General features: G+C 49.8%; 13 protein-coding genes. All 13 read right to left on the reverse strand.

What is annotated here, in order from left to right; translation table 11 throughout:
* Positions 1-6 precede the first annotated feature (6 nt).
* Complete coding sequence (locus tag SNR34_RS28335) at positions 7-999, reverse strand: ComFC family protein (RefSeq protein WP_486180678.1); 993 nt, start codon at positions 997-999, stop codon at positions 7-9.
* 26 nt (positions 1,000-1,025) lie between these two features.
* Positions 1,026-2,882: a helicase-related protein gene (locus SNR34_RS28340; RefSeq protein WP_486180679.1), complete on the reverse strand. Its 1,857-nt coding sequence runs from the start codon at positions 2,880-2,882 to the stop codon at positions 1,026-1,028.
* Positions 2,883-3,490: 608 nt separating this feature from the next.
* Complete coding sequence (locus tag SNR34_RS28345; protein WP_236420940.1) at positions 3,491-3,871, reverse strand: hypothetical protein; 381 nt, start codon at positions 3,869-3,871, stop codon at positions 3,491-3,493.
* 267 nt (positions 3,872-4,138) lie between these two features.
* Positions 4,139-4,861 (reverse strand): response regulator transcription factor, encoded by a 723-nt coding sequence (locus SNR34_RS28350; protein WP_236420949.1) that lies wholly within the window; start codon positions 4,859-4,861, stop codon positions 4,139-4,141.
* Positions 4,862-4,865: 4 nt separating this feature from the next.
* A complete protein-coding gene (locus tag SNR34_RS28355; RefSeq protein ID WP_236420941.1) occupies positions 4,866-6,026 on the reverse strand; it encodes a sensor histidine kinase in 1,161 nt (386 codons plus the stop codon).
* 47 nt (positions 6,027-6,073) lie between these two features.
* Complete coding sequence (locus tag SNR34_RS28360) at positions 6,074-8,797, reverse strand: stalk domain-containing protein (protein ID WP_339274945.1); 2,724 nt, start codon at positions 8,795-8,797, stop codon at positions 6,074-6,076.
* Between the two features lie 481 nt (positions 8,798-9,278).
* Positions 9,279-13,037, reverse strand: a complete 3,759-nt coding sequence (locus SNR34_RS28365; RefSeq protein WP_486180680.1) for a SwmB domain-containing protein — start codon at positions 13,035-13,037, stop codon at positions 9,279-9,281.
* A gap of 196 nt (positions 13,038-13,233) precedes the next feature.
* Positions 13,234-14,436: a methionine adenosyltransferase gene (gene metK, locus SNR34_RS28370; protein WP_486180681.1), complete on the reverse strand. Its 1,203-nt coding sequence runs from the start codon at positions 14,434-14,436 to the stop codon at positions 13,234-13,236.
* A gap of 273 nt (positions 14,437-14,709) precedes the next feature.
* Positions 14,710-14,982: an alpha/beta-type small acid-soluble spore protein gene (locus SNR34_RS28375; protein ID WP_290371414.1), complete on the reverse strand. Its 273-nt coding sequence runs from the start codon at positions 14,980-14,982 to the stop codon at positions 14,710-14,712.
* Between the two features lie 149 nt (positions 14,983-15,131).
* Complete coding sequence (locus tag SNR34_RS28380) at positions 15,132-15,737, reverse strand: hypothetical protein (RefSeq protein WP_486180682.1); 606 nt, start codon at positions 15,735-15,737, stop codon at positions 15,132-15,134.
* Between the two features lie 322 nt (positions 15,738-16,059).
* Positions 16,060-18,678 (reverse strand): hypothetical protein, encoded by a 2,619-nt coding sequence (locus SNR34_RS28385; protein ID WP_486180683.1) that lies wholly within the window; start codon positions 18,676-18,678, stop codon positions 16,060-16,062.
* Positions 18,679-18,811: 133 nt separating this feature from the next.
* Positions 18,812-22,444, reverse strand: a complete 3,633-nt coding sequence (locus SNR34_RS28390; RefSeq protein ID WP_486180684.1) for an S-layer homology domain-containing protein — start codon at positions 22,442-22,444, stop codon at positions 18,812-18,814.
* Positions 22,445-22,940: 496 nt separating this feature from the next.
* Entirely contained in the window at positions 22,941-23,282 is a 342-nt protein-coding gene (locus SNR34_RS28395; RefSeq protein ID WP_486180685.1) for a hypothetical protein, read from the reverse strand.
* Positions 23,283-23,369: the final 87 nt, after the last annotated feature.

Here is a 23,369-nt window from a genome sequence, read left to right on the forward strand (position 1 = left end):
TGAAAATTAAGATCTTGCTAACGTAAGTGTATACACCTCTGTCAAAATGCCGGCTTCCCGCGCAGCCTTCAGGATGACTTCGCTGCAAGCATCCAGCGTGCTGCCTGTTGTATAGATATCGTCCACCAGCAGCAAGCGGAGCGGCGTTTGTGAAGGTATGGGATCTTCAGAACGCTGGCGGCGCCCTAAATCGGCCAACAGCTGCATCGCATCCGGCTGCAGGGCAAAGGCATGCTGCATCGTCTCGATCCGCTCCGCGCGAGACTTGAAGCTCTGTTTGGCGGTGTTGACCGGGCGGCTTAGCAGGTCAACGAGCGGCATACGGTGCGCGGCGGCAAGGCCTGCCGCCAGCCGCTCCGCCTGGTTGAAGCCGCGCTCGGCGAGGCGTTCCCCGCTGACCGGAACATAGGTCACGGCGTCCGGCCGCCATGGCGGCAACGGTTTGCGCAGCAGCGACCCGTGTCTGCGGGTCGCTGCCGAAGGGTAGACGCCCGCGGCCATGGACGCGGGCGGGACAGGTGGATGGGGAGCGTCATCCACCCGCAACCGTGCAGAAGCGGCAGGTTGTGCCGCCAAAGCGGGGATCTCTTTTGCCACAGCCGCATTCATCTCCTCGCTCATCGCCCGGAAAGCTTGTACCACCATGGCCGTCAGAAGCGGGCCGTACCGCCCATGCCCCCGGAATTTGTACATGCCGATCCATTCCTTCATCAAAGCATTGTATTGCACGGCACTGCGGTTGCAGACAAACGAGCGCACCCGCATATGCGGGCGAAGGCAATCGGGGCAGCCAATGCCCCGGCCGCATCGCAAACAGCGGATTGAACGAATCCACGGAATTTGCTGTGTGCAGCGGAAGCAGATGCCGGGATAATCCGCCGACAACCTCGCTCTGGTGCCGCAAGTCAGACAGGTTTCTCCCGGCGGGGCGAGCAATTGATGCAGCAGGCGAGCGAGCCTGCGCAGTTGGCCGGATACTTCTTCGAACCCATTGAACATGATGGCTAGACACCTCAGTTTACGATTTATTGGGATTCCGGTGTGTTCAGATACCCTTTGCGGCGGGCGATCGCGTTCATTTTGCGGATTTGAGCCACGGCTTTGACCTGGGAGCGCGTCCGTTTGGGAGAAGCAAACACGACCTTGCCTGCCGGATCGTCCAGCGAGCGCCCTGCCCGTCCGGCCATTTGTACCAATGACGCCTCATCGAACAAGCCGTTGTCTGCATCCAAAATGAATACGTCGCTCCGCGGAATGGTCACGCCGCGCTCCAAAATGGTCGTTGTGACGAGCAGCCGGATGTCGCGTTCCCGAAAGGCGACGACTTTGCTGCCCCGTTCGGCGTCCTGGGAAGAGGTGCCCTCGACCCGAACATGCGGAAAGCGGCGGCGAAGCAGAGACACAAACGGTTCGATCTGCGCAATGCGCGTTACGAAAACGAAAACTTGCGCGCCGCGTTTAAGGGAGATCCGGATTTGGTTTTGCAGGGAAGCGGGAAGATCGCGTTTGCGGATGCACTCCGCCACGGTGGGTAACTTCAGCAGTAATGGCACCGGCAGCGGATGGCGATGAAAACGTACCGGTACTCGGGCATGCTCCAGTTTGCCCCGAGCCACTTCTCTTTGCATGCCGGCAGGCGGCGTAGCCGATAAGTAGACAAAGTGTCCTCCCGGTTTGCAGGACGCCGCCGCGGCATGTGCGAGCATAGGATCTCCGTGATATGGAAACGCATCGAGCTCATCAATCACAACCAGGTCAAACGCCTGGTAAAACCGCATGAGCTGGTGAGTGGTGGCAAGGGTCAGCTGTGCGTCTTTCCAACGCTCGGTGCTGCCGCCATACAGCGTGGCGAGCGTAGCATGCGGGAACGCTTTGGCGATCCGTGGCGCCAGTTCGAGCACGACGTCCCTGCGCGGCGTTGCCACGAGCGCTCTCCCTCCCCGCTCCACGACATGCTGCAGGAGCGGGAATATCATTTCGGTCTTGCCGGCCCCGGTCACGGCCCAGAGCAAGAACCGCCCCGGCCGGCCTCCTGCGGGCGGCCGGCCCAAAAACGCCAGCGCCGCGGCAGCCGCCTCGCTCTGCGCTGCGCTAAGCCCCCACCGGGCGAGCCCGCCCCCGGTGGCACCACCGGCCGTGCCATGCACGGCCGCAGGCGCTGCGCTGCGCAGCAGCAGCGCACAAGCCCGGCTGCGCCCGAGCGCGAGGCATGCCTCGCAGTAGGCGCACGCCGCCAGCCCGCAGGCAGCGCAGGGCACGCGCTGCCTGGCAACGCTGCCGCAGCGGCGGCAGCGGGGCGCGCTTCGCGCGCGGGGCAGCCACGCGGCACGGCGGCGCGTGGCAAGCTCCAGGGCGGCAGCGAGCTGCAGCCGCCCGTGCAGGTGCGCGAGCTGCGCAGCCGCGCGCCAGGCAGAGGCCAGCGGCGGGACGGTGTCCGCCAGCAGCGCCTCTGCCTCGGCCGCCAGCAGTTGGCGGCCGCGAAACCGCTCGGCCAGCAGGGCAGCATCCTGCCCAAGCTGAGCCCAGGCGGTGGCGGGATACGGCTCCGGCATCCCGCCCGCACCCTCTGCCGCCCAGAAACTCGCCGGGCGGCCTCCATCGGCTTCGCGTTCGCCCGAAGCCTCCTCATACTGCAGCAGTCTGCGCCGCATATACTGCTGCCAATGCTTTCTTTCCCACTGGTCCATGCCCCGCTCCGCTTCGAATCCGTTCACCAGCCAAGAGGCTTGACTCATCGCGAGCGCGCCATCCAGCAAAACCCACCGCAACGCCGCCTTCCCGCTCCTGTCTTCCACCCACCAGGCCGCATCGACCCGAATATCCAGCGACAGCTTCATGACCCATCCTTCGTCTAAACGGACGACATATAGCGCAACTTTCATACTCTCTCTCCTCCCTGTAGCACTCGAATCTCCCCAAACAGGAACCAAAAAAAGCACATACCGCCCGACAAAATGTCGGGAGCATGTGCTTCATGTCCACTGGATAATCTATTTTTGATTAGCTTGTCCTCTAAATATATCGTGGATATTCGTTTTCCACAAGAACCATTCGTTCATCAACTTGTTGTAAGACCAGCCTTTTGCACATGCGTCATGGAGTCCCCTTCAGGAATCGTCTCAATAACCAAAGAATTCCCAGACTCCATCCACACTCCGTCCATTTCTAAGCGAAAGTGGTCACCTCGTCCGTTCTCATTTCTCGATGTGTCCAACTTGGGAAAAGTTTCTCGAAACACGCGAAACTTTTCCCCGTTCGCTTCGTCTATACTTTTAAATTAAGAATTCCAGGTACGAACAAGTGACGTATGTGCTCTCCTCACCTATGAACCAATATACAACCATAGATTGCAAAAAAATCCATTATAACTTTAATAGCAGAATTGACTACAATGACAAAAAAAGACTACAGCTGCATGCTGTAATCTTCGCTTGTGGATTTATGGCATCCATACGTGGGTTTTGCCCACATGACGACGTAATCCAATCATTCACTGCGCAGGATCACGGAGGTCAATCAGGCGATACGCTGAGCTCCCTTGTTGTTTGGACAAATCCAAATCTGCCGGAACAGCCGGCAACACCGACAGCTCCATCCCCTGCCTCAACATCAGTTTCTCTATAATGCGAACCGTCTCCGCTTCCCTGCGTTCAGCAATGACTGTCATCGTAAAGCTCTTTCCACGATAAAAAAGCTCCCGGCAAAGCGTCCGTACAATACCTTCGATCCGTTGTACCTGATTGGAAGGAATGAGCACGATTTGCTCGATGCCTTCGGATTGCGGATGGGACAGATGACGGTGATGCATGACATGAACCGCCATTGCCGCCAGGAAGTAGATGAGCAGAATCATAGTCAGATGAGCAACCATGGCAACTGCACCTCCTCGAAAGGTCATGTTCACCCGTGGCGAACATCCCTGTATACGACAGTATATGCCGCACTTTCGAAAGGGTTACACTTGCTGCAGGTTTATCGCCTTGCTATGAACATTCGTTCTGCACGTCCCTGCACTTTGTTCATTTGCAGGATTAAAGTCCATTAACCCGCATACCGGTTCAACATTTTGAACAGGCGCGAGTGATCCATAATCCGTATATGATTTCGTTGGCTGCAATTCCCCTTGCTCCTTCGGCGATTACAGCGTAACCCAGCCATACTTAATAGAGTTGATAACAGCCTGTGTACGGTCATCCACTTCCATTTTTTGCAGAATGCTGCTGACATGGTTTTTCACCGTTTTTTCGCTGATGAACAAGAACTCCCCGATCATTTTGTTGCTCTTGCCTTCAGCCATCAGGCGCAGTACCTCAGCCTCGCGACGCGTCAGCGGATTGTTGTCGCCTGCAACGAACTTCACGCCCGCCTCCTTCGACACCCCTTCGCTCATGGCTCCCGTCTCATTCAAATATGTCATGCGGCGCAGCTGCATGATCAGCTTGCCGGTGACCTTCGGATGAATGAACGCATGCCCTTCATGCACGGAACGAATCGCATTGATCAGAGATTCGGCCTCCATGTCTTTCAGCAAATATCCGTTCGCGCCTTTGCGCAGCGTCTCGAACACGTAACTCTCGTCATCGTGAATGGACAAAATGATGACTTTGACGTCCGGGAACAGCTCGCGCAATTTCTCGGTCGCCTCTACCCCGTTCTCCACCGGCATATTGATGTCCATCAATACGATATCCGGTTTGTCCTGATTGCAGAACTCAAGCACCTGGATGCCGTCGCCGCATTCGCCGATGACCTCAATGTCGTCCTCCATATTCAAAATGCGTTTCAGTCCTTCGCGGAACAGCTGATGATCATCAGCGAGCAGAACCTTAATCGGTGCGTTTCCAGTATCACGGTTTTCCATCATGCTACTCCTTTCCCTTATCCACGTTTGTCGGAATATGAATCACGATTTTGGTTCCCTGATTCTCCGCGGATTCAATTTCTATTCTGCCTTCCAGTAGCTCAACCCGCTCTTTCATCCCAATCAAACCGAAATGGTTGTGCTCCTTGCTCTTCTTGGCGAGAAGCTCCGGTTTAAACCCAAGCCCATTGTCTTGAACGACAATTTTGACGAGCTGAGCCTGGTATGTAATTTCCACTACAACATAAGTGGGATAAGCATGCTTTGCGGCATTGGACAATCCCTCCTGCACGAGGCGGTAAATGGCTGCCTCCATTGCAGAAGACAAGCGATGTTCCTTTCCCCTTGTTTCAAAAAGCGCGCGGATTTTCGTTTTTTCCTCAAAATCCTGCACGTATTTCCGAAGCGTGGGGATCAGACCAAGATCATCCAGTGCCATAGGACGCAAATTGAATATCACTTTTCTCATCTCTTCAAGACTTGAGCGGACCTGGCCTTTCAAGTCTACTATTTCGGCCTGGACCATCTTAAAATCCTGCTTGGTGAGCATTCTTTCTACAATTTCCGTCCTAAGCACTAGATTGGCAAGCATCTGCGCAGGGCCGTCATGAATCTCGCGGGCAATGCGTTTTCGCTCTTCTTCCTGGGCCAAAATGATTTTCAAGCCGATCATTTGTCGGTTTTTGGCGGACTCAATGATGCGTGTCACTTGACCTAGTTCGCCAGACAGGTACTCCAGCACAACCCCCATCTGAGAACCGATCGTCTCGGCACGCTCCACAGAAGCCTCCACGTTTTTGGCGCGCTTCTGCAGATCGTCCCGACGAGCCTTCAGATACATTTCCTTCTCACGGTAAATCATCAAATCCAGCTGCAGCTGCGTGGCCTTCTCGTAGGCCTGCTTGATATCATGCTCGGAATAACGGACGAAGTCGCGGCTGACCTCGGTCAAACGAATGCGGGAGCGGCGGTAGTTCAACTCCAATTGATCGACCTTTTCGATCGTTTCCGCCGCTTCCTTCAGCACGGACTTCAGCTCATCGTTGAGCGTCTTCAGCTCCTCGCGCGTGGAGTCCATAATTTCGAACATCTGATATTTGCTGTTTTCCATGACTTGTATGGCGTTTTTGATGACGCGATCTATGGCATCGGCTTGTAAATCCACGTTAATTCGACTCCATTTCTATCGTTTCCGGTATATATCATACCATATCACGATGAGATGGTAACGGTCTTCGTGTTCTGTTCCCATTTTACGGTCAATCCAAGCTGCTCGGATACGAGTCGAAGAGGGACTAAAGTCCTACCTCCACTTACGTAAGGCGCAACCGCTGCGCTCTGTCGTTTTCCGTTCAAAACGAATTCTTTCTGCCCGACCACAAGGTCGATCAATTTTCCGCCGCGGATCACGGTAATGCGCTGGTTTTTGCTATCCCAGCCCGCCTGACCGCCAAAAGCGTCGAGCACATGTTTGATCGGTACGTAGGTTGTGCCGTTTTTCAGCACGGGTGCGGCATCAATCGTTTTTTTCGTGCCGTTTACCGTCATCGATTTTTGCCCCAGCACCAGGGATGCCGTGCCTGTCGGCAAACCGACCTCGCTCGATTTGGATGGCATCGTAAACGCGATGTTATCGAAGGCAACCGTTCCTGTTTTTGCACGTTCATCCTGCCCCTCTTCCACGTTTACGACATAGACGCGTTTCAGTTTGGCCGGATAAGCGATATTCAGGCTGTTCAGATCAACGTTTACCGTTTTCCAACCGGTCCAATCAATCGCTTTGGCGATATCCGCGTATACCGTATTGCCGTTTGCATCGGTGAACTCGGCACGCATCCAGTTCAGACTCTTGTCGCCCATAACGTCCATCGACATGGATGTGGCTGCAGCGGATATTTCTTTGCCCGTCGTACCGTTAAGCTGTGCGTATGCATACATTTTGCCGGTTCCAGCCGTCATGTCATAGCTTAATTGCAGCACTTTGGAACCTGCTTTGTCCCCCGTTCCCGCCGCTACCGTCGCAGAACCGGTCACTCCTGCCGCATTGGTCGTGAAACTGATCGGGTAATTCACGTTCTCGAAATTTTCCCATATCGTTTGGCTGTCTGCCGCCGTAAGCACAACTACCGTGCTGAACCCGTCATACCGCCCGATGGCATATCCGACCTGTGCTCCGGAATCCACGGAAGATACCGTAAGCTGGTCCCCGGACACTTTGCCTTTGAAGCCGATGAATTCCCATTTCAGCGAATCCGCCGGAACCGTTACGCTTTGTCCGTCCTTCGTTTTGGCCGTTACCGGAATCGAAACGGTTGCGCCGGCTTTCAGCGAGCCCATGCCCGATCCTGCCGTCAGCGAAGCCAGCTCGCTGCTGCCCAGCACCGTCACTTTAACCGAGGAAGAAACGCCGTTGCTTGTGGCCGTCAATGTCGCCGTACCCGGCTTCACGCCTTTGACCGCGCCATTGCTTACGCTCACGATGCCGTTGTTGCTGGATTTCCAGGACAGGGTAACGTTGCCCATATCAATCGGGTTGTAGTAGGTGTCATATCCTTTGGAGGTATACTTCCCTTCCTGGCCGACCAAAAGCGTTTTGGCACCACTGATCGCAAAGCCCTTCAGCTTGCCTTCCGGCGCTGTAGAGAACACACCCAGGGAATTCACGACTTGACGCTGCTCCGTCCCATATTCCGTATTAAAGGTCAGGCTGGCCGTTTCCTCTCCAAGTGGCCGGGTTACCATCGTCGTTGAACCGCCGCCGTCCAGATTCATTCCTTTCCAGACGCCGATGTTGGTCATGAACGACTGGAGCTCCGTTAACGACATGCCGCTGCTGTTGCTGTTTTTCTCCGCGGCCACGATGTAAACATAACGTCCGTCCTGAGAGTAACCAACCGCCGTTCTCGCCCGAATGCCTCCAATGCCGGAAGCTGCGATATCACGCGAAAAAGACGCCGCCTTCCCACCGTTAACCAGAATGGTATGACCGCCGATCATCGTTTGCAAATCGGATGGGTCGACCGTCTGTCCCGTTATTTTGGTCTTCAGCTTGTAATCCGTTCCCAGCTTCTGGCCAACAGCCAGATGGTTCATGATCCACGCCGCAGCCGTGCCATGTGCACGCAGAATGTACCCATCTTCAGGAACGGTCATATTGAGGGCAGCCTTATCCGAAATTTGGGTAATAACCCCGTTCTGCACAAGCACTTCGGTTGGCGTGGTCGAAGGATCGTTTGGACGTTTGGTTGAAGTCCAAGCCGGTGTATAAATATACATGGAGTTGGCATGGCTGTATTTGACGGAATCCGTTTCCACCGTATAATCTTCCTTATTAATACCACGAAGCGGGAACGTTGAACCATCATCCGCCGTTACAATGCCTTCAAAGGAATATTCGTCGATCATCGGTTTGCCGTCCTTGGTCACCGTGAGGGCATACATGCCCGAAAGCTCCGAAGGCGTCGACACGATTACGCCATCAGACACCTGTCCGCCAATCGGCGCGAGTTCGCCCGAGACGTTGAAATAATCGCCGTTCACGGCAGCTACCGCTTCGTTTTCCTTGGCCATGCCGCCCGTGCTTTGTTTGCTGTTCAGATTGCCGCCTTTGCCGGTCATGACATCCAGCTTCACGTATGGGTTCTGCAAATCCACCTGCACGACATCAGCCAGCACATTCACCTTTTGTCCTGAACGCGTCGTAGTATATTGATATTTGATCAGTTTTGCCCCTGATGTCAGAATTTCCTCGCTAAGCTTGCTTGTGTTCGTTGCCGCCGCGGCAGCCACCGACCGCCACGAAGTGCCGGACCATACCTGCGATCCCGCGCCCAATACGGGAGTAATCCAGATCACGCCTGCGAGCGTGACGATCATCCATTTTTTCGTTCTGCTGCCCTTCACGTCTTTCCGTAGTTTCCCGTGTTTCCCCAGCATGTTTGAAACGACTCTCCCATCTTGTATATCAAACTTAGGCATTCCGGATCCGGCTGCCGAAAGGCAGCCAAACGATCGGATTCCTAGCATACTCTACTAGTAATAGACTGCTTTGGGCCCGAAAAGTTACGCAGGCTGCCCGAATTGTTCGGCAATATTGTGGTATTCGTTTCCTGTTTGCGTTGAGGGTTACTCTCTCCTTTTGCAAAAAAAAGACTTCAGTTGCGCCTTTTCTTTGCGCACATCTGAAGTCTGATAAATTGTGGATTCATTATGAATGTTTAATCTATATAAGTTGAACCGATGATTTTTACACGGAGTCACTACGTGGTCAGAACCATCTTCCGATCACTGTTATCCCCAGATTTTTTTGATCCCCTTTGTTCAAAGGGAAAATCCGGTGATAAATGCGACCGCTTCGCTTCTCCAGATTCTTTCTGCCCTCTCCGTTATCGTGTAAATGTCTAGTTCAACCTATATACTATAAATATCCCAGTTTATTCAGCACACGTTTCAGCATCACTGCTGCCTGTGCCCGGGTCGCATTGCCTTGCGGCTGGAAGGTCGTCGAAGTCATGCCCTGAATGATGCCCTCCTGTACGGCTTTGGCGACCGAATCCTTGGACTGAATCTTTTTGTTGTCTTTGAATTTGGCCAGCGTTGCGGTCGTGGAAGACTGCAATCTTACCGTGTTTCCGCCATATTCAAGGGCACGCACCATCATGATCGCCATCTGCTCCCGCGTGATCAGGCTGTCCGGCTTAAACGTGCCGTCCGTATTCCCGGTAATGATTCCGGCATCCGCAGCTGCGCCAATGTAGGCGCTGGCGGCATTTCCTCCGCGAATATCACGGAAACGCATCGCTCCCGTATCATTGCCTTTCAACCCTAATCCTTTGGCAACCAATTCAGCAAACTCCGCACGGGTAATTTTCTGATCCGGTCCATAATAAGAACCGTTGGAAGTACCGATGATCCACTTGGAAGCCAGCTCCTTGATGACTGCACTTGCCCAATGATAGTTGGTGTCCTGGTACACGACCTCATGCGTCACGGGCACGATCATTTGATTTCCATTCAATTGGCCCTTTATGATCATTCCACCATTGTAGGTCGTGAACGTGCTCGGAACGTAAGACAGCAGAAATGTCATCGGATCGATCGTAGTGAATGTCGATGCATTGGTTAGCGTATTTCCGGACAACTGCTCCGCTAACTGGCTCGTGTTGTTTTGCTCCACTCTTTGATTGCTTACACTGTTATAAGCATACTGATACACGTCCGTTACATTCGCAAGCTTTTGCGCACCCGCGCTTGCCAGCATGCTATCCATGATCCCCGTACCCGACACCGGGACAGGTTCGATCTGCACGTAGTAGTAAGGACCGGTTGAACCGGATGTGGTGCTCGCCCCAGTTCCTACGCTTTGCAGCATGGAAGTCAAATTCAGATCGGATAAAGACACCATCCATAGACGTTCACCATATTTGATGCCGATCTTGCCTGTTCGATGGCTTGACGCGATCTGGACCAGCGTATTTATCGGAAAACCGACATAAGCGGAAGATTCGGTCGCCGGAACTTCGAATACGACAGGTTGTGCCGACTTTCCGACTGCTGCCGCGTATTCAAACGCCTGAATCAATTTGGCCGCATCTACGTTGAACTGACGTGTATTGCGATTATTTCTTGTCATGGCCGACGCCGAAGTCGCCGTATCGCTGCTCATCGCAAGCAAAGCCTGGCCGAAGCCCGAATCGGCAGCCCCTGCTTCTGTAAGCCAACTTGGACGGCTGTTCGTTGGCGTCGAGGTATTGCCTCCGCCTTGTTGCAGCGTCAATGGGCCGAAGGCCGCTACGGTTGTATTGAGCGAATCCCTTAATGGAACAGCTCCCGGTGTATAGCTGACTGTTCCGGTCTGTCCTGCAGAAGCGGCATTGGACAGCTTCAAGGTCACTACCGAACCAGATGCCGATGCCGAAAGAACACTCGCCGCAGCACCGGCAATCTGCACGTTGAACTGTGTTACCGTTAACGCCGACTGCGCTTGAAGCGGATTGCGGAAGTTGATCTGCACCGTATCTCCTTGCAGCGTCGCGGACAGAATTGTTCCGTTACCATAAGTATAAGTGACAGGTGTAAGGTTAAGGTATCCTGCGGGATTGCCGTTCAGGTCCGTCAACCGCAGCGCACCCGGTACATACGACAACGTCACATTCTGTGTGCTCGAGACGGAAGAAGCCAGTGTCAGGGTGACCACATCGTCTTCGATTTCGCTATCGTTAACAAATATGGCTTTGCCGTCTACCAATACGGAATACTGGCTCTTAAGCGGTTTGTTCGTGCGGCTCAGCGGCTCGTTGTAACGTATCCATAATTTGTTCCCGCTAACCTCAGCGCTTTGGAATTCAGGGGCTTTATTATCGACGCTGTTGCGAACGTAGAAGCCACTGAACCCTGCCAACGCCTGACCTCGACTGTCTTTCACGGGCCAGCTTCCGGGTTGATAGGATACGCGAACCACTTCGCCATTCTGGATGGAACGGCTCAGATTAAGCGTAACGAGAGAATTGCTGCCGGTTGAAATACTGCTAATGCCGACGTCCGATCCATCTGCTGTAACACTGAATTGTCTAGATGTGTCACTCGATGAAATATACACAGTCTCAGGATAATAGAGGCTGATCGTATTATAGTAAGCAGTACCTTCTCTCGGCTTCGACATAATAGAGTCCAGACCATTTTCCACATCTCTGGCACTGAAGGCTGCCGCTGGATTGGACGATAGATCTTGAATCTTGCGCGCACTTGTTCCAGGAGCATATGCAATGCGGACGACTTGTCCTACAGCAACGCCGGTATCCAGAACAACATACACGCTATCGCCAGATACATATGAAGTGCTCACATTCCGTGTCTCTCCGTTAACCGTTACGGTGAAACTGGACCCATACGGATCTGTGCTGGACAGGAATTTGTCATACGTCAGACGGATGATCGTATTGCTGTACATTTTGGCTGTTTTGAGAACCGGAGCCGTCGTATCCGGGCTGAGCGTTCTGAATGTCCATGACGCTGCCCCATTTAATCCTGCGAACAAGTTCCCCGATTTATCGCGCAGCACCCCGCCGGGAATATCTACGGTGTAAGCCGTATTGCTTGTAAGGCTGCTTAACGGAATAATGCGCAGCTGTCGTGGATTGGAGCTGTTGATTTCAACCCTTGTCGAAACGACGCTTCCGCTGGAGTTTTTCAGCGTGACCGAACCTGGGTAGCTTGGGTCCAGCTCTTTGCTGAAGGTCACGATCAGTTCCGGATTCAATGCAATGCCGGTCGCTCCATTTGCCGGTGATACGGAGGACATCGTCAGTGCTGTGGGATCGGACTGAAACGCTGTAAACATCCACTCATTGGCATTGATGCCGGCAATGTCGTTGTCCGAGGCATCCCGCAATGCCCCAGTCGGAATCACCACGTTGTATGTAGCATTATTGGCAAATTTGCTAGAAGGCGTTACCGTAAGCGTACTACCGCTCACACTGACGCGAGAGGAAGTTGAAACGTCGAATTCTTCAACGGTACTTGCTCCCTGCATAATCTGAATTTTTCCCGTTCCTTTACGGATTGCATCATTATAAATAATTTGAAGTTGCGAATTGACAGGTACATTCGTCGCCATTTTAGCCGGTAAAAAAGTTGCTGGCTTGATCGCACTCATCCCGATGGTCTTGAATACCCATGTCGTATTCCCAGTAATGGCTTGCACTTTCTGCGGAGACGTACCTTCTGGCTCCACGGTTTCAAATGAATCCGCATCGACCTCAATGTAATACGAAGTATCTTTCTCCAGCGTGTTATGCATGATTCGCAACACATTTCCCGTTGCGGAGCCACTGCCCGCAGCTGTGAGATCAGAATGAAGCGTAACTTTCTGATTATCCGAAATATTGATTTTCTCCGCTAATGTCCCGTTGCCGGACAAACGCATAATTCGAATTTCTCCCTGCGTTCCCTCAATCTTGCGAATTTCTTTCGAAAATTGAATATATAGCGGTGCTGAACGATCTACGTTGGTATCGTTCGTTTTAGGCAAGAATGTTAAGTCAAGTGCACTCGTGTCACCATCGGCAGCATGCGCCGTATTTAAGGGACTGAGCGGAATGCCTGACCAACCTGCAGCGGTTATTATAAGTACAAGCAAAACGATCATGCCCTTTTGAGCCCATTTTTTTACGCTCACGTTCTTTCCTCCTCCTTAACTAGATATCAACCGTCTGATACACAGACCTCATGATGTATATCGGTTTCGGGGAAAATTTTAATTAGCCATATGTAAATGATTAGGAATGAAACTCTGTGAAAATGTAGACACGCAAAAAGCCCCGATTCCTCGTTAAAGGATCAGGGCTTCAACAAATCCGAACGGTGCAGCGAGCTTACAGGCCCGCTTGGGATTTCAACGTATCCGCTTTGTCCACGCGTTCCCAAGGTACATCCAGGTCTGTACGGCCGAAGTGGCCGTATGCAGCCGTTTGTTTGTAGATCGGGCGACGCAGGTCCAGCATGCGGATGATGCCTGCAGGACGAAGGTCAAAGTTGTTGCGAACGAGTTCAACCAGCTTCTCTTCGCTGACTTTGCCTGTGCCGTATGTATCGACGTTGATCGATACCGGGTTGGCTACGCCGATCGCATAAGCAAGCTGAATTTCCACCTTATCCGCCAGACCGGCAGCCACAAGGTTTTTAGCCACATAACGAGCCGCATACGCTGCGGAACGGTCCACTTTCGTCGGATCTTTACCCGAGAAGGCACCGCCGCCATGACGCGCATAACCGCCATAGGTGTCAACGATGATTTTGCGTCCGGTCAAACCGGCATCGCCTTGAGGTCCGCCAATGACGAAACGGCCGGTCGGGTTGATGAAATATTTGGTCTGCTCGTCCAGCAATTCAGCCGGAACGACAGGCAGGATCACATGTTCCTTGATATCTTTCTGGATTTGCTCCAGGGTTGTTTCTTCGGCATGCTGCGTGGACACGACGATGGTATCGACGCGTACAGGCTTGTCGCCATCGTATTCAATGGTCACTTGCGTTTTGCCGTCCGGACGAAGGTATTCCAACGTACCGTTTTTGCGGACTTCAGCGAGACGACGCGCGATACGGTGGGACAAAGCAATCGGCAATGGCATAAGCTCAGGTGTTTCGTTTGTAGCAAAACCAAACATCAAACCTTGGTCGCCTGCACCGATATTTTCGGTTTCGCGAGCCATTTGCTCTGGATCACGATTCTCCAGCGCAGCGTTTACGCCTTGGGCAATATCCGCAGACTGTTCATTCAGGGAAGTCAGGACTGCGCAAGTGTTATAATCGAAACCGTATTTGGCACGAGTATATCCGATCTCCTTCACCGTATTGCGAACGATGGACGGAATGTCCACGTATTCCGATGCAGAGCTGATTTCACCGATAACAAGCACAAGGCCTGTAGCCACCGAAACCTCGCATGCCACGCGTGCATTGGGGTCATTCGCCAGGAATGCGTCCAATACGGCGTCAGAGATCTGGTCACAGATTTTATCCGGATGTCCTTCGGTCACAGACTCCGATGTGAATAAATGCCGGCCTTTCACAGACATTGAAGCTCAACCTCCCATAACTTGTAGTATGGCGATTGCCCGAATAAAACATTTACGGTAATTTCGTTTATTGTACGCGCATTCTGTTTACACGAGAAACCAAAGAATGACCTACGTTGGCGAAAATGAAATTGTTCAGGTAATTGCCTCGATATTCCAATAAAAAATCAACCTTTTCCGCTCGGGAAAAGGTTGCATACCTCAAATGCCATCTTATCGCATTTGTCAAACGGTGTCAATTATAGCAGCAGGGAATAAAACCTTGGAAAATGCCTATAAAGACTGCTCTGCCTGACGGATGAGCCGCTTGGTGATCTCCCCGCCAACCGATCCGTTTTCACGCGAGGTGAGATGCCCCCACCCTTTGTATTGTCCGTAAGAATGATTGCCGATTTCCCCCAGCTCGGAACCGAATTCCGTATCTGCCCCAGCCGATCCTCTGCTGCCATACCCAACGTTCAAACCGAATTCAGCCGCGATTTCGTACTTCATTTGATCCAACATCTGCCGGCTCTCCGGCACGACCTTGCGATTGCTTCTCGCCACGATAAACTGCACCTCCGAATGATGGTTTAGTACAGTTATAGATTAAACCGCCTGGTCATGGGTTAGCCGTATTAATGTTTGTTAGAACTGGTTAATCTGGACAAGGCATGATTTTCATGAATGTATAATTACCGTCAACACTGCACAACTTATTTCAGAGTATAACCGCCGCGAACCATGACAGTCAGGCTGTATTTGTTGCCTTCCACGACCTGAATGCCCCGTCCTTCCTTCGGAATCGTAAGCAAATGGTTCATTGGCGCCGCTTGACCATTGATCAAATCAACGCCATCCGTCAGGTCGGCCACGCCGTTGGTGCCTTCGCTGATGATGACCGCTTTCCCGCTGCGAACGATGAATTCCGTTCCTGTTGATCCGATCAACTGTTGTCCAGGCTTCACAGTGACGATCTCCAAAGCCTCGGAAGCGCCGGAAGCAAGAGGAGGAAGCTCGGTTGCACTACCGGCACTACCCGCATTTGCAGAAGAGGACGCATTGTTGTTGCCAGTACTGGCTGCATTTCCTGCATTTCCTGTATTCCCGGAATTTCCGACTTTCCCCGTTTCTGTACTAATACCGCCCCCAAGTGCCTTCTGAATCTGCTGATCCACGTAGCTTTTCGTAACGACAGGATCATCCGCCGTTCCCGGCTGAATGGTTCCCGCCCCCGTAGCGGTATTGCTGTATACAGACCCAACCCATACGCCGACGCCAATGGCCAGTGCAGCCAGGGATACTTTCATATAAGGTTTCATATCACTAATCCTCCTCTGGAAATCTATCTATAATTTACTATAGAGAAAAAGTAGGGCACAGACAAGCAAAACCTCGCTTCGCGAACGGCGAAGCGAGGTAAGTGTCCTTGATCATTTACGAATCTATATAGGTTGAACCAATGATTTTTACACAGAGACACTACGCGGTCAGAACCATCTTCCGATCGCTGTTATCCCCAGATTTCTTTGATCCCCTTTTTCAAGGGAAAAATCCGGTGATAAATGCGACCGCTTCGCTTCTCCAGATTCTTTCTGCCCTCTTCGTTATCGTGTAAATTTCCGGTTCAATCTATATAGTAAATCAGCGTCGGGACGAACCTGACTCATCTTCGGGAAATTCAGGCTCCTCTTTAGGCAATCTGGATACATCATAACTGTATCCTTGCTCGGCGATCCGGATGCGCTGCCCTTCGAATTGGTCATAGAAGATGACGCGGTATGTGCCGCCTCTGAGTTTATTAAACACCGTGTCATCGATGCTCCAGCTCAACGTTTGGTTGGCTCCCGTTTTCAGTTCGGTTCCCGGAGCCAGTTCTTTCTCAAACACCTTGCCTGAACCATCCGTAATCGACAAGATCCACTTATGATCGTATTCTCCGGTATCTACGGCTTCATCACGTGCCAAAGAGTAATTCATTTCGAATTGCACCGACGTACTGCCTAACAGATATCCTTTGATATTGCTGCCGGAGAAACGGTATGGATACAAATCAAGGTTGTCCAACGAAGTGAGAATATTCAACGATTTTGGCTCTATTTCGAATGCCATTGCATTGACGTATGCCGTCGCTTCGCCTTCACCCGTAATAAATTTGTTCTCGGCTATGCCTTCGCCTACGATCAGACGCATATCAGACATCGACGTGACACCCTTCGGCAATTTCGCCCAGAAGGTCACCACGCCCTTCTGTCCCGGTCCAGGTACACGTTTGGCTTGTTTCGCGGTCGCTTTGTAATATTGGCCATCCGGTGTTTTATAATAACCGACCAATTGGGCCAAGCCGCTTTGACGGGCAGACTGGTTCGTCATTTCAAATTCCGTATACACGATATCCGAAGCTGCACCTGGATAAATGTATGTTCTGCGTACACCCAAATCGGTCACTTTGTCTCCGTTAGTCAGCGTGAATGTTTTGCCTGCACTCACATAAGTCAACGGCGCGATGAGTCCGGATGTATTTAACGTAATCCAATCGTTTGTCTCTTGTTCTCCCACTTTTTCGAACAGAGTCACTTCCAGTCTGCGCATCGCCAGTTCAGATGGAATTTTGGTCAGCAGGTATGCTTCCGTAACCATGCCAGGACCGAGAAGCTTGCCACCTTGCGCCTGAATCAATTTCGTATCCCCATCAATGCGGGCAGAATCAATCGTAAACACGGCTTCCAGTTCAGGAAGCTGGACCGTCTTATTCGAGGCATTCCGAATCGTTACCTTGGCAGCAACGATGTCGCTATCCGTCCAAGGAAGGCGCTGCAGCGATCCGACGGACACGCCGAACATGCCTTTCGCATTTTTAATGATGGTTTCCGTCGTCAATCCATCGCCATTACTTACCGACTGCGGAATCGCATATATGCCGACCGGATAGGAGAATGTGAACTCATTGCTAACCGTGCTGTTATTCGCTCCCTCTTCGGAAGACGTGTTCTCCTTCGCTTTAGGCGTCATCACATAGAGCTTGACGCTGCTGGTATCGCCGCTGCCTTGAATGGTAGAGATCAGCTTAATCGTTTTGCTGGCCCCAGGCGCTAAACGCAGGTCATCGAGTGCTTTGGTTTCAATCGGATAGGATGTACCGTCCGCCGTCCGCACTTCAAGGGCATAGGTCGGAATTTTCACGGATTTTTTGCCCTCGTTTTTGATCGTGAACTGCATGGTTAATTCATACTCCTCATCATCGGTACGAACGCGAGCCGATTCCAGGAGGGTAGACACACGCTGCCCATCCACAGAAAGGATATTGGGTTGATTGACCACCGCTTCCACATTGGTCTGGCTGGCCTCAGGGAGCTGCAAGGCGGCTACAGGTAATGCGGTTTTTTCCTCGCCTTGTTCTTCAACGACCAACAACTCTGATCTCTGAATCTTGACTGAGGCAGGTAGTGACGCCAGCAAACTTAATGTTTTATTGGCTTGAGCCTGAATGCTGATTGGCGTACTGCTCTTCTCCAAGCTCAACGGGTAATTGGTACCGCCAGGCGTGCGCAAGATCCATTTCAGATTGGGGTTGTCCAGCAGCTTGTAACTAATGTTGTTCAGATTAACACCAATTTTGACGTTTTGTTTCTTATCTTCGCTGGGATACACCTTAACTCCCGAAACTTTTACCTTTACCGTGGAGTCACTAACACGAACGGTTTTGGTTTTGCCTACGGGTGTGCTGATCGTGTATGAAGCGGGTACGTTGAATTTGCCCAACGTGCTCTCATAATTCGGCTTACTGAAATCCCACTTCACAATCAGAAAATTCAAATCACTAAGCTTAACCTCACGACCGACTTTAAAGACATACGTCAATTCCACGGATGAACCAGGAGAGACGCTCTTTTTTTCCTGATCTCTGGCAATCAATTTAGGGGAATAGACCGTTCCCCCCTTGGTCTTCACTTTGCTCCAGTAATCGATCATCATTAAGGGCTTACTGTCATTATTTTGATACGTTAACGTGTAGGTTACCGTATTCCCATCTTCCTGCGCCAATACGTTGACATCCGTCAACTTTACGGTGCTTCGAGCGGTCACTTTCACAGCAGACAGATTAGCCAAAGTATGTACCACTTTCGTAGCTTTATCTTTTGTCGCACTTGCGGTTGTTTTCTGTCCCTCGCTTGCCGTATTAGCTGCAGACGCAATACCGCCGGTAGAACTGATCAACAACACACCTGACAACAGGGTCGCCATCACCTTACGCTGTTCCAATGCCAAACCTCCCATATTTTCCTTGTTAGTTATAGTATAGACGTTTGGGAATGGGAGAAGGTTACGATGTTGTTGGTTTTATAAAAAGAAAAAGCTTACCCAAAAAGGGTAAGCTCTTCTCAACAAGCTAAGATTAGTTAGCAGATGTTGTGATTGTAACAGTTTTGTTAGCGGCAGGAGTGTTAGCTGTAAATGTAACTTTATCAGTTGCACCACCAACAGTGTAGCCAGGCAGGTTACCAGAGAATGCAGTTCTGATTTTGCCAGCAACAGTGTCTACACTATCATTTGCAGCAACAGTGATTGTAACTTCCTTAGTTACAGTACCGTCTGTAAATTTAACTGTATTTTTACCATCGCGAGTAGCACCAGTTTTTACAGTGAGAGTTACAACTTGTGCAGCTGCTGCAACATCAGCTTTACCTTCAGTTGTAGTAGTTACAGTACCAGATACAGTAGTATCACCTGTCAAATTAATGTTAACTGTTTTGTTAGCAGCATTCGATTTAGCTTCGAAAACTACTTTAGTTCCAACACGTACAACATCATAAGCTCCATCAACAGTAGTATTTCCTTGAAGAGCTGTTACAGCTTTAGCAGCTACAGCAGACAAGTCGTCACCATCCGCTACAGTTACTGGTACAGTCTCATTTACAATTCCATCATTGAACGCTACATTAAGAGTTCCTGCTACAGGAGTACCAGTCAATGCCAACTCAATTACCTGTTTTTGACCAGGAGTAGCAACTGTACCAGTAGTAGTGTTCTCTGCAATTGTTGTAACACCTGTAGGAGATGTTACATTTGTAGTAGTTCTGTAAGCATCGGATTTGGAAGCAAATTTAGTAGTATCACTAGCGTTACGGATAAATGTTGCATTGTCTTTCACACTAACAACATACTCGATATTGCTTGGGTTCTCATAAGAGCTGTTGATTGTAACTACTACTTTATTGCCAACAATACGTGCAGTGTAGTCAGTTACTGGTTTCAAAGCATCACTATCAGAAGCTTTGTCTGCACGTTTAACCAACAGATTTGCTGCCAAACCAGCATTTTCTTCTGTAGTCAAAGTATCAAGTGTCACTGTGAATGGAATCTCGAAACTGCGATCAGTTTGAGGCAACACAGCATCCGATTTCAGATCTACTTGAGGAGCAATTTGTCCAGAAGTAGTCAGTGTTACTCCTGCAATTTTGTGACCAGCATAAGATTGAATAGCATTATTGCTCAAAATGCTAACATTAGTTGTTGCTGCCAGATCAGAAGAAGTTTTCAAAGTTACTTTTTGGTTGTCTACCGAAACAGAGTTCACAGTAGTTCCAGTTACAGCAAAGTCGTTTACAGAAGCTTGAGCAATTGCTTTGTTGAATGTCAACTCAATTGTTCTTGCATCTTTACGCACTGCAGATGGAGTAGTGAAGTCAGTTTCGTTCAACACTCCGGACTCGATCCAAGATGTAGCTTGACCTGTTTTAGATTTCAAACCAGCAATGCTAACTTCTTGAACAGATCCTGGGAAGGAAACAGCAGTTCCTTCGATGTATTGAGGGAATACCAGAACAACAGATTTACCAGTGTTAGCGACATTCACTTGTACATCGCTTGGAAGAGCAATGTTCTGAGCTACAGAAGAACCGGATTTCACGAATTTCACGTAGTAGTTATCACGTTTATTCAACGAAGCCAGATCGATTTCTCTGTCGAAAGTAAGTGCAACTGTACGATTGGCACGATTAACGTCTACACCATAACCAGCTTCCAGTTGAGGAGCAGCGCTGTCGCTAGCCAAGAAAGTACCTTCATAAGTTACCAAAGTGTTAGCCAACGCAGTTTTATCTTTCACATCAGCTACTTTCAAGCTGTATGTGCCAGACAGGTTGGAATAGAATTGAACATTGAACACTTTGTTATCATAACCAGATTTAGCATAAACAGCTTTAACTGGAATTACATCGTTACCTTTTTTAACAGTGAAGTATTTGATGTCAGCTGCATCAACAGCTTTGTCAAAGCGTACTGTAAGTTCGTTGGCAACATCGCTACCGAAAGTTACATCTACTACTTTAGGTTGAACAAGGTCAACAGAAGCAGTTACTTTGTGTTCTTTAGTAGCATTTGCGTTACCGGAGTAGTCTTTTACGTCAACGAACAGGTTTGTTTCATAACCTGGAAGACGGTTTGCAGTGAAGTCTACTTCGTACACATTTCCAGAGATTTGTGTAGCTTTACCAGTTTTCTTAGTCGTTCCGGACAACCAGTAGAAGCTTTCGTTTGTTACACTGTTTGGATCTACTTCTTCGTCAAAAGTAACAGTTACTTTCTCCAATGTAGCGGAGATTTCAGTTACTTTAGGGCCTTCTGTATCAACAGCTGCTGTAAAGTCATTAGTAGCTGCCAAGGATTTCAGACCAGCGTAGTCTTCAACCAGGGAAGTTGTCAATTTGTGATCACCAGCAGCGATTGTTCCTGTGTAGTCACGCAGGATTACTTCGCGCTCGTTAGCACCCAAAGTTACAGAACCAACAAATGCTTTGTCATCCAATTGGAAGTTGCTGCTTGTTGGTGCTTTTACTGGCTCAGAGAAAGTGATTTTGATCGCTTTAGTTCCCAGAGCTTTTACTTCAGTTACTGTAGGCAAAGTGTTGTCAGCAGATGTGAAGGAAACTTCACCTTGTGGCAATACTGTACCAGTGGAAGATTTCACGTTTTTAACAACTACTTTGTAAGTAGTACCTTGCGTGAATGCACCTGCGGAAGATGTATCCAACAAGACACGTGCAGTTTTACCATCTTCCAACAAAGTTACGGATTTAACCTTTCTGGAGTTGTTATCTACAGTGTAGTTGTTTTTGTCAGTAGCAGTAGCTTTGTCTACTTTACCGTCAAACGCAACGTCTACTTCTTTCAAGTTCACGGAAGAAGCGGATTGAACTTTAGTTGCAGCTTCTACAACATAAGTTACTTTTTCAGTGAATTGTTTTTCTTTGTAAGTGAATTTCACTTCAGTTTCTTTGTTAGCTTCGAGAGCTTTATCCAAAGTCACTTTTACAGTTTCGCCGTCACTGATTGTGAAAGTAACGACTTTACCGCCTTCACTTACTTCGTATTTAGTAACTTTCAGGTTTTGCGCTTGGTCAATTGCGTAAGCAGCGCCTACGAGCAATTCACGGGAAGCGTTTTTGGTGAAGTCCAAACCGGAATCAAGCAATCCAGCGTTGATTGCCGCTTGAACATAACCTTTAGCCCAAGCTGGAGCACTGTTGTTAGTTTCAGCTGGAACTTCCAGATCCAGTGCACGAGTCAGGATTGTAGCCATTTCAGCAATGGTTACTTTACCGTTGAAGTCGAAGATTTTTTTCTCAGTGTTTTTACCTTCCATGATACCCGCAGCTGTTACTGCTTCGATGTAAGGTACAGCCCAGTTCTTAGCTGTGTAGTTTGGATCGTTGTAAGAAAGAGTTCCAGTAACTTCTTTCAGACCCAGCAATTTAGTGATGACTTTCGCGAACTCAGCGCGAGTCATGTCTTTGTCCAGACCTGCTGTACCATTTGGATAACCGTTGAAGATGCCTTTAGCTTTCAAAGCATCGAATTGTTGTTGAGGTGTTACTGCTGTATCACCGAATGCTACAGATGCAAACATCGAGAATGCCATTGCTGTAGACAAAGCGACGGATAAAATTTTCTTCATAACCTTTTTTTCTCCTCCTTGGGCGTTCATAACATGGGAATTTTCTTTAATAAGTTCGCTCGTGTTCCTCATATATTGTTGCACCCCCTTTCCAGAGTCCTGAGCAAGTTAATATAAATGATGTCTGTGAGCATATCACAGAAACTTGTAAACCAATCAATCATGCAAAAATAGAGTAGTTTCCTAATCCTACCTACGTATTATACAATGGGTCTTGCGCGCCGTAAAGCAATTTTTTCTAAAAAATAGACAAGATTCTTCACGAGGTCATTCTTGGCAAGAGGCCCAATGTTTTTGACTCTACATCTTAAACGCAGTAAGTTTCAAAAAGTTGCGGGTTGCTCAAAAAAAGTTTTAGATTTTTTTCGTTCAGCAGGCCAGTCAACGTTTTTTGAGATTACAACCGTATGCAAAACCCTTGCTGCATCAGCATTTCTGCGCAATCCAACCGGGTGACCACTCTAAACATCTCCCCCGCATTCTTCCGGATGAAACGACATCTTCTTCAAAACCAAATAAAAAAACACCCCATTACTGGGGTGTTCTGAATTCCGGCGATATCCATGAATTAGCGAATTTTCATCGCCAGGTCGATAATTTGTGCACGCATTTTCGGATCACTGTTCAATCTCAGGTACATATCATCGATCGGTTGTCTGTTCTCACGATACGTTTTCTCATGCTTCATCGTTGTGTGGGACCAGTCGATCAGTTCGTTTTCGGCTAGAACCAGATTGTTGTATGCATCATGGAACCCGGTCGCTTGGACAAGACCTTCCATAACCTCCTGAGTAACTTCCTGCGTTTTGCGTGTATCTTCAATCTTTTTCTCCAGAATGACGGCTTGCTTCTCAAACTGTGTCTTCGCCTTCATGTAGCCCAGCTGAGCCTTCGAATAAATCGGTTTCATTAGCTAACTTCACCCTCTAGATCATTGTGTATTTACCGTTATTGTATCTTAAACTCTAGCAAATTACAAAAATAGTTATTGGTAAAA

It is taken from the genome of Paenibacillus sp. XP01, assembly GCF_057364885.1.

What these genes read in the sequence shown, in the direction of transcription:
- SNR34_RS28335 (WP_486180678.1), bottom strand. Translation starts at nt 999, where the DNA reads ATGTTCAATGGGTTCGAAGAAGTATCCGGCCAACTGCGCAGGCTCGCT.
- SNR34_RS28340 (WP_486180679.1), bottom strand. Translation starts at nt 2,882, where the DNA reads ATGAAAGTTGCGCTATATGTCGTCCGTTTAGACGAAGGATGGGTCATG.
- SNR34_RS28345 (WP_236420940.1), bottom strand. Translation starts at nt 3,871, where the DNA reads ATGGTTGCTCATCTGACTATGATTCTGCTCATCTACTTCCTGGCGGCA.
- SNR34_RS28350 (WP_236420949.1), bottom strand. Translation starts at nt 4,861, where the DNA reads ATGGAAAACCGTGATACTGGAAACGCACCGATTAAGGTTCTGCTCGCT.
- SNR34_RS28360 (WP_339274945.1), bottom strand. Translation starts at nt 8,797, where the DNA reads ATGCTGGGGAAACACGGGAAACTACGGAAAGACGTGAAGGGCAGCAGA.
- metK (WP_486180681.1), bottom strand. Translation starts at nt 14,436, where the DNA reads ATGTCTGTGAAAGGCCGGCATTTATTCACATCGGAGTCTGTGACCGAA.
- SNR34_RS28380 (WP_486180682.1), bottom strand. Translation starts at nt 15,737, where the DNA reads ATGAAACCTTATATGAAAGTATCCCTGGCTGCACTGGCCATTGGCGTC.
- SNR34_RS28390 (WP_486180684.1), bottom strand. Translation starts at nt 22,444, where the DNA reads ATGAGGAACACGAGCGAACTTATTAAAGAAAATTCCCATGTTATGAAC.
- SNR34_RS28395 (WP_486180685.1), bottom strand. Translation starts at nt 23,282, where the DNA reads ATGAAACCGATTTATTCGAAGGCTCAGCTGGGCTACATGAAGGCGAAG.